At 72.3% G+C, this 15804-nt stretch carries 12 protein-coding genes and 1 riboswitch; of the genes, 8 read left to right on the top strand and 4 right to left on the bottom strand.

Features of this window, described 5'->3' with window-relative positions; translation table 11 throughout:
- Nucleotides 1-108: 108 nt before the first annotated feature.
- Together ACYVIH_RS08885 and ACYVIH_RS08880 are read right to left on the bottom strand one after the other, a co-directional pair.
- Entirely contained in the window at nucleotides 109-837 is a 729-nt protein-coding gene (locus ACYVIH_RS08885; protein WP_460868333.1) for a PIG-L deacetylase family protein, read from the bottom strand.
- Between the two features lie 10 nt (nucleotides 838-847).
- On the bottom strand, nucleotides 848-1735 hold the full coding sequence (locus tag ACYVIH_RS08880; protein ID WP_460868331.1) for an alpha/beta hydrolase fold domain-containing protein: 888 nt from the start codon (nucleotides 1733-1735) through the stop codon (nucleotides 848-850).
- A 62-nt stretch (nucleotides 1736-1797) separates the two neighbouring features.
- Nucleotides 1798-1903: riboswitch (TPP riboswitch) on the top strand.
- A gap of 38 nt (nucleotides 1904-1941) precedes the next feature.
- Here ACYVIH_RS08880 and ACYVIH_RS08875 point away from each other — a divergent pair.
- From ACYVIH_RS08875 to ACYVIH_RS08855, 5 genes are all read left to right on the top strand, one after another.
- Nucleotides 1942-3036: a thiamine ABC transporter substrate-binding protein gene (locus tag ACYVIH_RS08875; protein ID WP_460868329.1), complete on the top strand. Its 1095-nt coding sequence runs from the start codon at nucleotides 1942-1944 to the stop codon at nucleotides 3034-3036.
- Nucleotides 3033-4685, top strand: a complete 1653-nt coding sequence (locus ACYVIH_RS08870) for an ABC transporter permease (RefSeq protein ID WP_460868327.1) — start codon at nucleotides 3033-3035, stop codon at nucleotides 4683-4685. Before ACYVIH_RS08875 ends, ACYVIH_RS08870 begins: the two co-directional genes overlap by 4 nt.
- 1 nt (nucleotide 4686) lies before the next feature.
- Entirely contained in the window at nucleotides 4687-5721 is a 1035-nt protein-coding gene (locus ACYVIH_RS08865; RefSeq protein WP_460868325.1) for an ABC transporter ATP-binding protein, read from the top strand.
- 11 nt (nucleotides 5722-5732) lie between these two features.
- Nucleotides 5733-6788 (top strand): phosphatase PAP2 family protein, encoded by a 1056-nt coding sequence (locus tag ACYVIH_RS08860; protein ID WP_460868323.1) that lies wholly within the window; start codon nucleotides 5733-5735, stop codon nucleotides 6786-6788.
- A gap of 200 nt (nucleotides 6789-6988) precedes the next feature.
- Entirely contained in the window at nucleotides 6989-7717 is a 729-nt protein-coding gene (locus ACYVIH_RS08855) for an LPXTG cell wall anchor domain-containing protein (protein ID WP_460868321.1), read from the top strand.
- Nucleotides 7718-8058: 341 nt separating this feature from the next.
- On the opposite strand, the gene ACYVIH_RS08850 is transcribed toward ACYVIH_RS08855, so the two are convergent.
- Complete coding sequence (locus tag ACYVIH_RS08850) at nucleotides 8059-8976, bottom strand: hypothetical protein (RefSeq protein ID WP_460868320.1); 918 nt, start codon at nucleotides 8974-8976, stop codon at nucleotides 8059-8061.
- Nucleotides 8977-9807: 831 nt separating this feature from the next.
- Between ACYVIH_RS08850 and ACYVIH_RS08845 the strand changes: the two genes are divergently transcribed.
- Complete coding sequence (locus ACYVIH_RS08845; protein WP_460868317.1) at nucleotides 9808-11310, top strand: C40 family peptidase; 1503 nt, start codon at nucleotides 9808-9810, stop codon at nucleotides 11308-11310.
- Nucleotides 11311-11355: 45 nt separating this feature from the next.
- On the top strand, nucleotides 11356-13314 hold the full coding sequence (locus tag ACYVIH_RS08840; protein ID WP_460868315.1) for an acyl-CoA dehydrogenase family protein: 1959 nt from the start codon (nucleotides 11356-11358) through the stop codon (nucleotides 13312-13314).
- A gap of 90 nt (nucleotides 13315-13404) precedes the next feature.
- Here ACYVIH_RS08840 and ACYVIH_RS08835 read toward each other — a convergent pair whose 3' ends face one another.
- Nucleotides 13405-13962 (bottom strand): inorganic diphosphatase, encoded by a 558-nt coding sequence (locus tag ACYVIH_RS08835; RefSeq protein ID WP_460868312.1) that lies wholly within the window; start codon nucleotides 13960-13962, stop codon nucleotides 13405-13407.
- 35 nt (nucleotides 13963-13997) lie between these two features.
- Between ACYVIH_RS08835 and dacB the strand changes: the two genes are divergently transcribed.
- A complete protein-coding gene (gene dacB, locus ACYVIH_RS08830) occupies nucleotides 13998-15605 on the top strand; it encodes a D-alanyl-D-alanine carboxypeptidase/D-alanyl-D-alanine endopeptidase (protein WP_460868310.1) in 1608 nt (535 codons plus the stop codon).
- Nucleotides 15606-15804: the final 199 nt, after the last annotated feature.

Here is a 15804-nt window from a genome sequence, read left to right as displayed (position 1 = left end):
CGAGCCTGCGAGCGTCTCGAAACCCCGGTGGTTGAGGAGCGAGCCGAGCTCCGGTGGTTGAGGAGCGAGCCTGCGAGCGTCTCGAAACCCCGGGCGCCCGCGGCGGCGTCAGGGCAGCGCGTGTACGGCGAACTGCTCGGCCAACCGACCGGCAGCAAGGCCGTGCACCCCGGCCACCCGCGCGAGCTCCTCGCGCATCATCGCGGTCAGCCCCTCGCGGTCCGGGTGCTGGCTGTCGTGGCACAGCAGCGCGGCCATCTTCGCGTCGAAGTGGTCGGTGACGTCCACGGCGTGGTTGCTGCCGCGCGGGTGGTCGGCGATCCACAGCTCCCGCGGTGACCACTGCTCGAGGCCCTCGTCGCCGAGCAGCTCGGGGAACGCGAACGGGTTGCCGGCCGCCGGGTACAACGCCTGCGTCGCGGCCTCCCCACCGGCGAGGTGGTCGGGGTGCGACGGGGCGAGCCGGTCCCAGTCGCGTTCGGGGCTCTGGATCAGCACCCGTTGCGGACGCACCTGCCGGACCACCCGGGTCAGGTCGCGCACCAGGTCGCGGCTGACGACGAGCTCGCCGTCGACGTACCCGAGGAAGACCAGCCGCTCGACGCCGACCTCACGCGCGGCGGCGGTCTGCTCCGCGCGGCGGATCCGCGGCATCTCGGCGCGGTCGAGGCCGGGGTCGAACCCGCCGGCCTGTCCGTCGGTGATCACGCAGTAGGTGACCTCGACGCCGGCCTTGGTCCAGGTCGCGACCGTGCCGGCGGCGGCGAAGTCGACGTCGTCGGGGTGCGCGGTCACGACCAGGGCGCGTTCGACGCCGTGGTCGGGGAGCGGGGTCATGCCGACCAACCTAGGCGAGGAAGCCGGCCAGCTCGGCCAGGGCCCGCCGTGCCTCGGGGATCGGCAGGATCGGGTAGACGTGGATCAGCCCGGGCTCCTCGACGTACCTCAGCGGCCAGCCCTCCGCCACCGCGCGGTCGGCCAGCCGCCGGCACTGCGGCTGCAGCAGGTCCCGGGTGCCGCACCACATCAACGCCGGCGGCAGCCCGGCGAGGTCGCCGTTGACCGGACTCACCTCGGGCCGCGTGACGTCGTCGCCGCCGGCCCACCACGCCCCGCAGATCCGCAGCCGCGACAGCTTCAGCCACGGGTCCCGCCCGGCGGCCTCGATCGTGCCCGGGGTGGTGTCGGTCAGGTCCACCCACGGCGCGACCAGCACCAGGTGGGTCGGCTGCGGGCCGGGCCGTCGGGCGATCTGCTGCGCCAGCGCCAGCGCGAGGCCGCCGCCGGCGGAGTCCCCGGCGAGCACCACGCCGCCCGGCGACTCGATCGCGACCTGCTCGAACAGCCGCAGCAGGGGCTCGGTGGCGTCGCGCCAGGTGTGCGTGGGGGTGAGCGGGTAGACCGGGAACACCACGCGCAGGTCGAACCGCCGGGCCAGCCGGGCGACGTAGCGCCAGTGGACGGTGTCGGCGTGCGAGACGAAACCGCCGCCGTGCAGGTAGAACAACGTGCGGGTGGGCGTCGTACCGGCCACCCGCAGGTCGTGCACCGGGAAGCCCACCCCGTCGACCTCGGTGACCTCGAAGCCGCGCAGCACCCGGCGCGGCGGGTCGGTCCTCGCGGCCGCCTGCGCGGCCAGCTTGCGGGCCCGGAACGCCTCGGTGTCGACCACCTCGCTCGCGCCGCGCAGCAGCGGGATCAGCGTGGCGACGGCGCGGCTGCGCAGGCTCGGCATGGGTCCACCTCCATCGGGGCCGGCGTGCTGCGGAGGCTACCGCCCGCAGGTGTAGCCTGACCGCAGAACGACAGGGGAGCGCCGACCGGCGCTGAGAGTGCGGAACGGCCGCAGACCCTCGAACCTGATCCGGCTAGCACCGGCGAAGGAAGTCGAGTCTCGATCGCACGCGTGCGATCCCCTCCCGAAACACCTGGGAGTGCACAATGCGCATCACCACCCCGGCCCGCGGTGCGGGCCTCGCGGCGGCTGCCGCCCTGAGCCTGACCCTGAGCGCGTGCTCGCTCGGCGGTACGTCGGACGAGCCCGACCCCGCCGACGGCACCGCCGGGCCCGCGGACACCAAGGTCGTCCTGGCCAGCCACGAGTCGTGGTCGGTGCCCGAGGAGGTGCTCGCCGCCTTCACCGAGCAGACCGGGTACGAGGTCGAGGTGCAGGCCGCCGGGGACGCCGGCACGCTGACCAACAAGCTCGTGCTCACCAAGGGCTCGCCGATCGCCGACGCGGCGTTCGGGGTCGACAACACGTTCGCCTCCCGGGCGGTGTCGGAGGGCGTCTTCGCCGACTACGAGCCCGCCGACCCGCCGTCCTCGGTCGAGGGCTTCGAGCTGCCCGACGAGGCGGCCGCCGCCGCGCTCACCCCGGTGGACTTCGGCGACGTGTGCGTGAACGTCGACGACACCTGGTTCGCCGAGAAGGGGATCGAGCCGCCGGCCACGCTCGACGACCTCGCCGACCCGGCGTACAAGGACCTCTTCGTGACGCCCGGCGCGACCACCTCCTCACCGGGCCTCGCCTTCCTGCTCGCCACGATCGCGGAGTACGGCGACGGGTGGACCGACTACTGGGAGCGGCTGATGGCGAACGGCACCCGGGTCACCGCCGGCTGGAGCGACGCCTACACCGTCGACTTCACCGCCGGCGGTGGTGACGGCGACCGGCCGATCGTGCTGTCCTACGCCTCCTCCCCGCCGTTCACGATCCCCGAGGGTGGCGATGAGCCGACCACGAGCGCGCTGCTCGACACCTGCTACCGCCAGGTGGAGTACGCCGGCGTGCTCGAGGGCGCCTCGAACCCCGAGGGCGCGAAGGCGCTGATCGACTTCCTGCTCTCGCCGACCTTCCAGGAGGCGTTGCCGGAGAGCATGTACGTCTTCCCCGTCGACACCTCCGTCGAGCTGCCCGAGCTGTGGGCGCAGTGGGCGAAGGTCCCCGACGAGCCGCTCACCGTCGACCCCGACGAGGTCGCCGCGAACCGGGACGAGTGGCTGACCACCTGGGGGGAGATCACCACCCGGTGAGCGGCAACCGAGGGCTACGACTGGGGACCATCGCGCTCGCGGTGGTCCCGGTCGTGTTCCTCGGCGCGTTCTTCCTGCTCCCGCTCTCCGGCATGCTCGCTCGCGGCTTCTGGGTCGACGGGTCGCTCGACCTCGGCGGGCTGACCGAGACCCTCGCGCGCCCGCGCGTGCACCGGGTGCTGTGGTTCACCGTCTGGTCGTCCTCGGTCGCGACCGTGGTCACCCTGCTGCTCGGGGTGCCGGTCGCCTACGCGCTGTACCGGCTGGAGTTCCCCACCCGGCGGCTGCTGCGCGCGCTGGTGGTGATGCCGTTCGTGCTGCCCACGGTCGTGGTCGGCGTCGCGTTCCGCACGCTGCTCGCGTCCGCCGGGCCGCTCGGCTTCCTCGGCCTCGACGGTACGGCGGTCGCGATCCTCGCCGCGCTGGTCTTCTTCAACCTCGCCGTCGTGGTCCGCACCGTCGGCGGGCTGTGGGAGGGGATGGACCACCGTCGCGAGGACGCCGCCGCCGCGCTCGGTGCCTCGCCCTGGCAGGTGTTCACGACCGTCACGCTGCCGGCGCTGCGGCCCGGGATCGTCTCGGCGGCGACAGTGGTGTTCCTGTTCTGCTCCACGGCGTTCGGCGTCGTGCTCACCCTCGGCGGGCTGCGCTACGGCACCGTGGAGACCGAGATCTACATCCTCACCACCCAGTTCCTCGACCTCCGCGCGGCGGCGGTGCTGTCGGTGGTGCAGCTGGTGGCCGTCGTACTCCTGCTCGCCCTGGCCGGGCGCACCCGCGGCACCCGGGTCCACGCCGTCGAGCGCGCGGGGTCCCGGAGGCTCGGCCGCCGGCCCGGTCGGCGGGACGCGCCCGCACTCGCCGTCACCGCCGTCGTCGTGGCATTCCTCGCCGCGCCGATCCTGACCCTGGTGGCGCGGTCCCTGCAGGACGGCGGCGGCTGGGGGCTGGGCAACTACCGGGCGCTCGGTACGACGGGCGACGGCACCGCTCTGCTCGTCCCCGGCTGGACCGCCCTGGAGAACTCGCTGCGCACCGCCGTGGACGCCACCTGGCTCGCGCTGCTGCTCGGCCTGACCGTGGCGTTCCTCGTCTCGCGTCCCACCCGGACCCGTGGCGAGCGCCGGGCACGGTCGCTGCTCGACGGGCTGTTCATGCTGCCGCTCGGCGTCTCCGCGGTGACCATCGGGTTCGGCTTCCTGATCACCCTCGACCGGCCGCCGCTGGACCTGCGCTCCTCGCCGGTGCTGGTGCCGATCGCGCAGGCGATGGTGGCGCTGCCGCTGGTCGTGCGCACCCTCGTGCCGGTGCTGAGCTCGATCGACCCGCGCCAGCGCCAGGCCGCCGCCGCGCTCGGCGCCTCGCCGTTGCGGGCGCTGCTCGTCGTGGACCTGCCCGCCGTGTGGCGGCCCGCCCTCGCCGCGGCCGGGCTGGCGTTCGCGGTGTCGCTCGGGGAGTTCGGCGCAACGAGCTTCCTGGCCCGGTCGGACCGGCCGACGCTGCCGGTGGTGATCTACCAGCTGATCTCGCGTCCCGGGCCTGAGAACTTCGGGATGGCGCTGGCCGCCTCGGTGGTCCTCGCGGTGGTCACGGTCACCGTGATGGGGGCCGTCGAACGGCTCCGGGTCGGGTCGATGGGAACGTTGTGACATGTTGACCGTGCGCGACCTGAGCGTCCGCTTCGACGACACCGTCGCCGTCGACGACGTGTCGCTGGACCTGCCCACCGGCGAGGTGCTCGCCGTGCTCGGGCCGTCGGGCTGCGGCAAGTCGACGCTGCTGCGCGCGATCGCCGGTCTCGAGGTGCTCGCCTCCGGGTCGGTCTCCTGGGACGGGGCCGACCTCGCCGGGGTGCCGACCCACAAGCGTGGGTTCGCGCTGATGTTCCAAGACGGCCAGCTGTTCCCGCAGCAGAGCGTCGCCGCCAACGTCGGCTATGCCCTGCGGCTGCGCGGGGTCAGTGGCGGCGACCGGGACACCCGGGTCGAGGAGCTGCTCGCACTGGTCGGCCTGCCCGAGCACGGGAACCGGTTGCCCGCCGAGCTCTCCGGCGGCGAACGGCAGCGGGTCGCCCTCGCCCGGTCGCTGGCCGCCGACCCGCGGCTGCTGCTGCTCGACGAGCCGCTGTCCGCGCTCGACCGGGAGCTGCGCGAACGGCTCGCCGGTGACCTGCGCCGGATCCTCACCGCGGCCGGCACGACGGCCCTGCTGGTCACCCACGACCAGGACGAGGTCTGGACGGTCGCCGACCGGGTCGCGGTGATGCAGGCCGGCCGGATCCTGCAGGCCGGCACGCTGGACGAGGTGTGGCGTGCGCCGGTCAGCGGTGAGGCGGCCCTGCTGCTCGGCTACCCGACGATCCTGCGCGGCGACCAGGCGCGACTGCTCGCCGATGCCGGCGGCCACGACGACCCCTCGTCGGTCGGTGCGATCGCGCTGCGGCGGTCGGCGTTGCAGGTCGACGCCTCCGGCCCGCTCGGCGGCCGGGTCGTGGCTGCGACGCTGACCCCGGACGTCGTCCGGCTGCGGGTGCTGGTCGAGGGGCTCGGTGAGATGCATGCCGTCGCGCCGCAGGACGCCGACGTGCGCATCGACCACGACGTGCACCTGCGGGTGGACATGGGGCGGACCGCCGTACTGCCTCCGGCCGCGCCTGCCCGAGAACCGGACTCTGCAGTTCGTTAGACTCCGCGCTTGTGAAGCGGCGGGCGTGGGCACTCATGGTCGGGGTTGCCCTGATGATGGGTCTGCTCGCCGTCGTGGCAAGCCAGCGGCTCGGGCTGCCGTTGCGCGACCCGGAGGGCTTCCTCGGCCCGGCCTGGGTCCGCCTGCCCGCGCTGGTGCTCGGCGCGTTCCTCGCCGACGTGGTGCCGCGGGCCGCCTGGCGCGCGCGGGGACGACTGTCGCTGTTCCGCTCCGAGGCACGCGCCATCGTCCGGGAGAACTGGGGTCGCGACCGGGTCGTCCTCGTGGTGCTCGGCCTGACCAGCTTCTACCTGACCTACGTCAGCTACCGGAACCTGAAGAACTACCTGCCGTTCATCCGTGAGGGCACCCAGGACCCGCTGCTGAAGGCGTTCGACGAGGCGCTGATGTTCGGGCACGACCCGGCGATCCTGCTGCACTCGCTGCTCGGCGAGGGGATCAGCGCGCACATCCTGTCGTTCATCTACCTGCTCTACCTACCGCTGGTGCCGATCTCGGTCGTCGCCTGGGTGGTGTGGTCGCGCAACCTGTCGTTCGGGTACTGGTTCGTCACCGCGCAGGTGCTCGGCTGGACGCTCGGCACCGCCAGCTACTACGCGATCCCCTCGCTCGGGCCGGCCTTCTACTACGTCTGGCTGTACGCCGACCTGGAGAACACCGGGGTCACCCAGCTGCAGGACTCCTTGTTCTACGGGCGTTCTGAGGTGCGCTTCGACCCGTTCGGCGCCGAGGGTGTGCAGAGCGTGGCCGGCTTCGCCTCGCTGCACGTCGCGATCGCGCTGGTCGCCGCGCTGGTCGCCCACTACACGGTGCGCCACGTGTGGATCCGGTGGAGCCTGTGGGTGTTCTTCGCGCTCACCGTCGTCGCCACCATCTACTTCGGCTGGCACTACATCGCCGACGACATCGCCGGAGCGGTGATCGCGGTCGTCTCGGTCTACCTCGGCGGGCTCGCCACGGGGCAGAAGTTCGACAGACACGGGCTGGCCTCGCATCCCACGACGAGCAGCTCGAAGGTGCCCGTCGAGGAGCCGTCCGCAAGCTGATCTGCGAGGTAGTCCGATCGGACTATCCACGTATGACCATTGCGTCCGGTTTGTTCCGGCCGTTTGCTTGTGACGTTTCTGGTGGTTGCTCCCTTACGCTGTGGGTAATGGACAGGTGGACTTGGGGAAGTGCCGCAACCGGCTGGGGGGCCGGGTCCGTGCAAGACTGGGGACCATTGGCTCGGGGGGAGTTGAACGAGATGTCGATCCACACAGGTGTCAGGTACACCCACGAGTGGACGAGCGCACGCACGCACGCTTCACAGGTGGAGGCGGACCACGCCGCGCGGATCGCCGCCGGCCACGCCTCCCGCCTCGCCGCCGTCGGCATGGTCGCCTTCCTGGCGATGGCTGCCGCTCCGGCCGCCGCCGATGAGCCGGTCGCCGAGGGGATCGAGACCCCGGTCGACGCCGGCGACTCGGCTGCTGCCGCGCCCGTTGCCGGGGCGCCTGCCGCCGCGTCTCCTGCCGCGCCCGTTGCCGAGGCGCCTGCCGCCGGGTCTCCTGCCGCCGGCTCGTCCGCGGAGGGTGAGGTCTACGTCGGTACGCCGGACGGCACGGCCGTCGAGCCGGCCGACACCGCCGGTTCCGGGGCCGTGCTGCCCGAGCAGTCGACCGGTCGCCCGGGCAAGTCCGGTGTCGTGGGCATCCCGCAGCAGGGTGGGCACCCCGAGGCCGAGAAGGCAGACCGGCCGGTGGCACAGCTGCCGAGCCAGCGTGGTGGCCAGGCCGACGACGCAATCGTCGACGAGGTGCTCGGCACCGAGGCCACCGCTCCCGAGCCCGCGGCTCCGGTCGCGCAACGCGCCGCCGCACGGGTGCTGCCCAACACCGGCCCCGAGACCACGGCAGCCCAGACCGCCGGTGGCTTCGGGCTGATCGCCGCGGGGCTGGCGCTCATGGGCCGCCGCAGGCGCCCCGCCCGCTAGCCGCCGCACCAGACTTGGCTCCGTCCTTCCATCCCAGCAGGACGGGGTCGAGAGGACGCCGCTCCTTTCCTCCCAGAGGGGCGGCGTCCGCCTTTTCCCGCCCGGCGGTCGAGCCCGTCGAGCCCGGGCTTGCTGGAGCGGGTCCGGACCGCCGCTGGTCGAGCCCGTCGAGCCCGGGCTTGCTGGAGCGGGCCCGGACCGCCGCTGGTCGAGCCCGTCGAGCCCCGGCTTGCTGGAGCGGGTCCGGACCGCCGCTGGCCGAGCCCGTCGAGACCTGCCCGACGTCACTTGCAACGTTCTGCACCAGTTTCGTTCGTGGAAATGGTGCAGAACGTTGCAAGTCAGCCGGCTGGTAGCTCGTGGGAGTCGTCGAGACTGCGCAGCCAGTCCTGGTGGTCCAGTAGCTGGTCCAGCGTCATGGCGTCCAACGGGTCGTCGGACCAGCCGGGTGGCGCCGTGAGGGTCCACCGACGATCCCCCGGCGCAGCGAACCCGGCGCGCCGGCGTGCCGCGACCATCCGGTCGACCACAAGACCCACGTCGGCCAGGTCCAGCCCCACGACCGTGAAGTACTCCAGCCCCGCGCGACGGAACCGGTCTTCCCGGCCGATGTCTCGTTGGTGTCGTCTGGCGGTGCGGTGGGCGGCTCCGTCGTACTCGCCGACAACGCCCGCGACCGGGTCGAGGAGATCAGCGACGCCGAGCAGGATGCCTCGATGGTCGAAGACCGGCTGGTTCGTGAGCGGAGGCGGCAGTCCGGCATCGAGCACCCAGACCAGACGCATCCGCGTCTCGTTCGGAGACATGCTTCGCTCGTCCGCCAGGTCGAGGGCCTGCTCGACCTGGGGGCGACCGTTCCAGCCCTGCTTGCCCTGCAGGTGACGCCGAAGGCGCTGGATCGAGGTGAGCTCTGCGGCGGCGACCATGTCCATCGCGACGACGGCCTCCCTGAGGTCGGAGGCCCAGCGCATCTCGTCGAAGACTGCCCGTTCGACCGACGTGCACCGTAGCCCGCTGCGCACCACGACGTCGTCGGCGGGGAGCCGGTCCCGGCTCAGTCGGACTCCGGGTCGGTCGCGCAGGTCACGGTCCGGGCCGATGGCCAGTGCCACCGGCAGCGGGGTGCGGCTGTCGGCTGCGAGACCGTCGAAGTAGCCGGCGCCGGCCCAGCGGCACGCCGCCCAGCCCGTGATCGCCCCGTCGGCCGGGAGGTGGGCGGCCATCTCCAGGATCCGCTGCTCCGGCACCGTCGCATCCACCTCGGACGGCACATAGAAGCCCTGGCTGGATCGCCGCCACTTCTTGCTGCGGGCCTGGCCACGGGTCGGTCCGGTCCGACCCGACGGGTCGCATCTGACCGGCTGCACCAGGTTCCGGGGAGGTATGCAACGGGGTTTCCACTCGGAGAAGTCGCGCATCGCCCGAGGATCGCCAATCCGGCCGGTCCCTGCTCGTCGTTGTCCACAGGGCCCGGCTGGTGGCCTCTGATCTTCGAGCGTGGCTGTACGTCGGTCAGCACAACTGCCTAGGGGCCCCGGTTCGCGCCCGCGATCGCCACTCGCAACGTTCTGCACCATCTGAGCGCGAATATTGGTGCAGAACGTTGCAAGTGCGCCGGGCACGCCGGGGCACTGGCGCGCGGAGCCGGGGAAAGGGCCGCCCGCGTCTCCTGGTGATCTAGACCACTTCGAGGGGGCCCTTCCGGCCTGCTTCCGCGGCGAGGTCGCTGTCCGCGCGAGGGCGAGCCCGAACTAATCAGGTGCCCGAGTTGCCCGAGTCTGGGCGGGTTTCACGGGGAGAAGGCGCCGGACACCGAAGCAAACACCGCTGAAGTTACAACCGTGTAGTTCGTCAAGCCGACACGCCGTGTGACTAGAGTTTTTTTTGGGAAAGGTGTTCTCACTGTGACTGATGAGCACTAACGTGCTCCCGTCGGTGCTGATCGGGCGGCTCCGATGCTCGCCGGCAGCTGACTTGGGAGGGTCAGCGCCGGTCGGGAAATCACTGCCGGACAAGCGGTCCGCGAGCCCACGGGGATGGGGCTCGCGGGCCCACCGGCTCCAGACACCGACCAACCGTGAGGAAACGAGATGACCGCCGCCCGGGCGCAGCGCAACGAGCAGGACGCCGAGTCGCGTCCCGCAGTGCGCTCCGGGCGCAGCCGTCTCGCGAAGCGGCCCGCCCTGCGCCTGACCCTCTCCGGTCTTCTCGTGGGCACGCTGGTCGCAGTCACCGTCCCGGCCGCCGTGGCCGACAAGTCCGACCGGGCCTTCCCGAGCCGCGACGAGGTCGCCGCCGCGGAGGAGCGGGTTGCCGCGACCGCGCAGAGCGTCGGTGCCATCAAGGCCGAACTGCTGCTGGCCAACAACCGGCTCGAGCAGGCTGCCGTCGAGGCTGAGATCGCCTCGGAGGCCTACAACGGCGCGATGTGGCGGCTCGAGACGGCACGGCAGGAGCTCGCCGATGCGAGGCGCGAGGCAGCCGCTGCGCGCCGTACCGTCGAGGAGCAGCGTCGCGCGATCGGCGCGCTCGTCGCGGCGTCGTACCAGCAGGGCGGCGACCTGACCGCGCTCAACGCACTCCTCGGAGCGGACGGCCCGGAGGGCGTGCTCGACCACTACGTGACGTTCCAGTCGGCGTCGGGCTCGCTGCAGGCCGACTACGACCGGTTCGCCGCCTCGGAGTCCCTCGCGCGCGTCTTCGAGGAGCGCGCCGAGGAGGCCGAGACCAAGGCCGAGAAGCTCGCGGCCGAGGCCGAGCAGGCCAAGCGGCAGGCCGAGCAGGCCGCCGCGGCCGCCCAGGCCACCGCCGACCAGATCGCCCGCGAGAAGGAGCGGCTGATCCGCGCGCTCGCCGAGGCGCAGAACATCTCCGTCTCGCTCGCCCGCCAGCGGCAGAGCGCGCTCGAGGAGATCGCCCGCGAGCGCGCCGCCGCCCGGGCCCGCGCCGAGGCCGAGGAGGCCGCGCGCAAGCTCGCCGAGGAGCAGGCCCGCCGGGAGGCGCGGGAGCGTGCCGCCCAGCAGGCTCGTGAGCGCGAGGCTCGTGAACGCGCCGCGCGCGAGGCTCGCGAGCGTGATGCCCGTGAGCGCGCCGCGCAGGAGGAGCGCGACCGCGAGACCCGCGACCGCGAGGCCCGCGAGCGCGAGTCCCGAACCCAGACCCCAACCCCCCAGCCGGTCCCCCCACCGGCTTCGGCTCCGCCTCCGTCGCCACTACCCCCAAGCGGCGGTGGCGGAGCCGACCAGGCCATCGCGTTCGCCAAGGCCCAGCTCGGCGAGCCCTACGTGTGGGGCGCCGCGGGCCCGAGCGCGTGGGACTGCTCCGGCCTCCTGCTCGAGGCGTGGAAGCAGGCCGGCGTCTCGCTGCCGCACTACTCGGTCGCGCAGTACTACGCGGGTACGCCGATCTCCTCGGCCGACCTGCGCCCCGGCGACCTGGTGTTCTGGGGATCGTCGAGCAGCCCCTCGTCGATCTTCCACGTGGCGATGTACATCGGCGGCGGCCAGATCATCCACGCCCCGCGCACCGGCCGGCCGGTGTCGATCGACTCGATGTACTACTGGACGCCGCCGAACTTCTTCGTCCGGCTCTGACGCGCCGCTCTTCCGGTGCACGGCCGCGCCTGAGAGGGTGTGCCCATGTCCCTCACTGCGTCCTCCTACGTGACCCCCGCGGTCGACGTCGCCGCCCTGACCGAGCTCCTCGACGGCAAGTACGCCGAGATCCGACAGCTGGTCCGCAAGAACCTCGCGGAGTACTCCGACATCCTGGTCGACGCCGAGCAGATGAGCCGCGACGAGTTCCGCCAGCGAGTCCTCGACGTCGTCGTGATGATGGCCGAGACCGGCCAGACCGGGATGGGCTTCCCGAAGGAGTACGGCGGCGGCGGTGACATCGGCGCGTCGATCGCGGCCTTCGAGACGCTGGCGTACGGCGACCTCTCGGTGCTCGTCAAGGTCGGTGTGCAGTTCGGGCTGTTCGGCGGCGCGATCCTGCACCTCGGCAGCAAGGAGCACCACGACGCCTACCTGAAGGACACGATCACCGGGAAGCTGCTCGGCTCCTTCGCGATGACCGAGACCGGGCACGGCTCCAACGTGCAGGCGCTGGAGACCACCGCGACGTACGACGTCGAGGCCGGTGAGTTCGTGATCCACACGCCCACCGACTCGGGTCGCAAGGACTACATCGGCAACGCCGCGATGCACGCCCGGCTGGCGGTCGTGTTCGCGCAGCTGGAGGTGGGCGGGGAGGGGCGCGGCGTGCACGCGTTCGTCGTACCCATCCGCGACACCGAGGGCAACGTGCTGCCGGGCGTGCGGATCGAGGACTGCGGCCAGAAGATCGGCCTCAACGGCGTCGACAACGGCCGGATCTGGTTCGACCAGGTGCGGGTGCCGCGCGGGGCGATGCTGAACCGCTACGCCGACGTGCGCGAGGACGGCAGCTACTACTCCCCGATCGAGAACCCCGACCGCCGCTTCTTCACGATGCTCGGCACGCTCGTGCAGGGACGGGTCAGCGTCGGTGGTGGCGCGATCAGCGCGAGCAAGGTGGCGCTCGCGGTGGCGATCAAGTACGCGCTGATCCGCCGGCAGTTCGGGTCCCCGGGGTCGGGCCGCGAGGAGATCCTGCTCGACTACGGCATGCACCAGCGCCGGCTGCTGCCGCTGCTCGCGCGGACCTACGCGCTGCACTTCGCGCAGGAGCGCGTCGCGACCGACCTGCACGAGGTGTTCTCCAACGAGGACACCCCCGAGCACGACCGCCGGGCGCTGGAGTCGCGTGCGGCCGGCACCAAGGCGCTCGGCACCTGGCACGCCACCCGGACGATCCAGGAGTGCCGCGAGGCGTGCGGCGGTGCGGGGTACCTCTCGGTGAACCGGTTCGACGCGCTTCGCGCCGACACCGACGTGTTCACCACCTTCGAGGGCGACAACCACATCCTGCTGCAGCTGGTCGCCAAGGGTCTGCTCACCGACTACGCCGGCGAGTTCGAGGACCTCGACCAGCTCGGGATGATGCGCTTCGTCGCCTCGGTCGCGGTGGAGACCGTCATCGAGCGCACCAGCGTGCACAAGCTGCTCGACCGCGTGCGTGACGTGCTGCCGCAGGGCGACACCGACACCGACCCGGACGCCGGGATCCTCGACACCTCCTACCACCTGAACCTGATGCGCTGGCGCGAGGAGCACATGCTCGCCGGCGTCGCGCGCCGGCTGAAGAAGGGCATGGACTCCGACGAGGACCCGGCCGCGGTGTTCAGCCGGGCGCAGGACCACGTGATCTCCTCCGCGCGCGCCCACGTGGAGCGGCTGCTGCTCGAGGCGTTCGTCGACAAGATCGAGACCATGCCCGACGGGCAGAACAAGGTCGCCTTGCAGCTGGTCTGCGACCTTTTCGCGCTCTCGGCGATCGAGGCCGACCGCGCCTGGTTCATGGAGCACGGCCGGCTGTCGAACGCGAAGTCCAAGGCGGTCACCGCGATGGTCAACGAGCTGTGCCGCCGGGTGCGGCCGATCGCCGACGACCTCGTCGACGCCTTCGACATCCCCGCCGAGATGCTCCGCGCGGAGATTATCCAGCCGGCTCGCTGACCGGCCCGCGCGGACGTCGTACCGGACACCCAACACAAGCAGAGAGCGCCGCTCCCGACGGGGGAGCGGCGCTCTCGTGGCGACTGGAGGTCAGTACGTCGGGTCGGGGTTCTCCTCGTGGGACTTCTTGAACCGCTCGAAGGAGGCTGCGACCTCGGCCTCGGCCTCGGCGCGGCCGACCCAGTTGGCGCCCTCGACGGACTTGCCGGGCTCGAGGTCCTTGTAGACCTCGAAGAAGTGCTGGATCTCGAGCCGGTCGAACTTGGAGACGTGGTTGATGTCGCGCAGGTGCTCCAGGCGCGGGTCGTGCGAGGGCACGCAGAGCACCTTGTCGTCGCCGCCGGCCTCGTCCGTCATCCGGAACATCCCGATCGCGCGGCACTTGATCAGGCAGCCCGGGAAGGTCGGCTCCTGCAGCAGGACCAGCGCGTCGAGTGGGTCGCCGTCGAGGCCGAGAGTGTCCTCGATGAAGCCGTAGTCGGCCGGGTACTGCGTGGAGGTGAACAGCGTCCGGTCCAGGCGGATGCGGCCGGTCTCGTGGTCGACCTCATACTTGTTGCGCTGCCCCTTGGGGATCTCAACCAGGACGTCGAACTCCACAGTTCCTCCACTCACAGTCTCCGATGCGGTGCGGCTAGTGTCGCGCACGAACGCGCAAACTGCGTAGTCGGGAGGGGTCTGCGGTGTCCGGAGGTGACGTACGCCACTCGGCGGGCCGACGCCTCCGCCGGGGTGGTTCCGGGCTGGTCGTACTCGTGCTCGTGGCGGCCCTCGCCTCGCATGTGTTCGAGCTCGGTCCGCGCTGGCTCGGCTGGGACTACCCGTCGCCGGTCACCGAGCCGTCGAAGGTCGCGCCGCCTCCCGGGCTGACCCTGCCCACGCCGTCCGCCGCGCCGGTGGTCGCGTCGGCTGCGGCACCTGGCGCGGTGGACCCCGCGGCGGTACGACGGGCGCTCCGCCGGCTCTTGCGCGACGAGGACCTCGGGCCGCGGGTGGCCGTCTCGGTGGGGTCGCTGACCGACGCCGCGGCCTTCTCCACCGGGCCGGACACGGTCACCCCGGCGTCCACGATGAAGCTGCTCACGACGACCGCAGCCCTTGCCACGTTGGGACCCGACCACACCTTCCGTACGACGGTCGTGGCCGGTGCCTCACCGCGAGAGGTGGTCCTCGTGGGTGGCGGCGACCCGCTCCTGGCGCGCACTCCGTCGACCGACGCGTACCCCGCTCGCGCCGACATCGTGACCCTCGTGAAGGCGACCGCCCGCTCGTTGGAGCAGCTCGGCCGGACCCGGGTGCGGGTCGGCTATGACGCCTCGCTGTTCACCGGCCCGTCGGTGAACCCCGCCTGGCCGGCGTCCTACGTCCCCGACGACGTGGTCAGCCCGATCAGCGCGCTGTGGGTCGACGAGGGCCGCGAGGGATCCGACGGGCCGCAACGGTCCGCCGACCCCGCGCTGGCGGCGGCTACCGCGTTCGCGAATGCCCTGTCCAGGCAGGGGATCGTGGTGCGCGGCGAGCCGCGGCCGACCGTGGCGCCGACGGACGAGCCGGCCTCGGGCGACGAGCCGGACTCGGACCCGTCGGAGACGCCTGCTCCGGGTTCGTCGGACGAGGAGGCGGCTGCCTCGGACGGGTCGCGCGCGGGGACCTCGGACGGGACCGACGCGGAGGGGGCTGCTTCGGAGGCACCGACGGCAGGGGTGTCGCCGGAGATCCGGGAGTACGCGGCCGTCGAGAGCGCGCCGCTGTCCCAGATCGCGCAGTGGGTGCTCGAGGTCAGCGACAACGAGGCCGCGGAGGTGCTGTTCCGGCACGTCGCGCTCGCCGAGGGACAGCCGGGTTCGTTCGCCGGCGGCTCGATCGCCGTACCTGCGGTGCTCGACCGGCTCGGCGTCGACCTCGCCGACGCGACGATCCTCGACGGCAGCGGGCTGTCGCGACGCAACCGGCTGGACCCCGACACGCTGCTCGGTGTGCTGTCGGCGGCTGCGTCACCGGAGCACCCCGAGCTCCGGGCGGTCGCGACCGGGCTGCCGGTGGCCGGTTTCACGGGGTCGCTGACGTACCGGTTCGGCGACGGCGCCGCCGAGGGGCTCGGCCTCGTGCGCGCCAAGACCGGCACGCTGACCGGCGTACACGGCCTCGCCGGGCTGGTCACCGACGCCGGCGGGGCCGTGCTGTCGTTCGTGGCCGTCGCCGACCGGGTGGCCGTGCCCGACACCCTCGACGCCCGCGAGCAGCTCGACCGGGTCGCCGCGGCGCTCGCCGCCTGCGACTGCTCGACCTGACCGGCTCTTCGGCGCCCACTTGCAACGTTCTGCACCATTTTGCCGGCTGGAGTGGTGCAGAACGTTGCAAGTGCGGGCGGGAGGCGGGAGGCGCTCCTGCGCGCCGGGCCGGACGCATGGGCACGCGCGGACCCGGGCACGCCGGCGAAAACACGGGTCGGGCGCGTGGGCACGCGCGGACCCGGGCACGCCGGGGTCC

Source organism: Nocardioides pakistanensis, from assembly GCF_054781215.1.
Note: the sequence above shows the minus strand (reverse complement) of the source record. Positions and strands in the feature narration are given on the sequence as shown.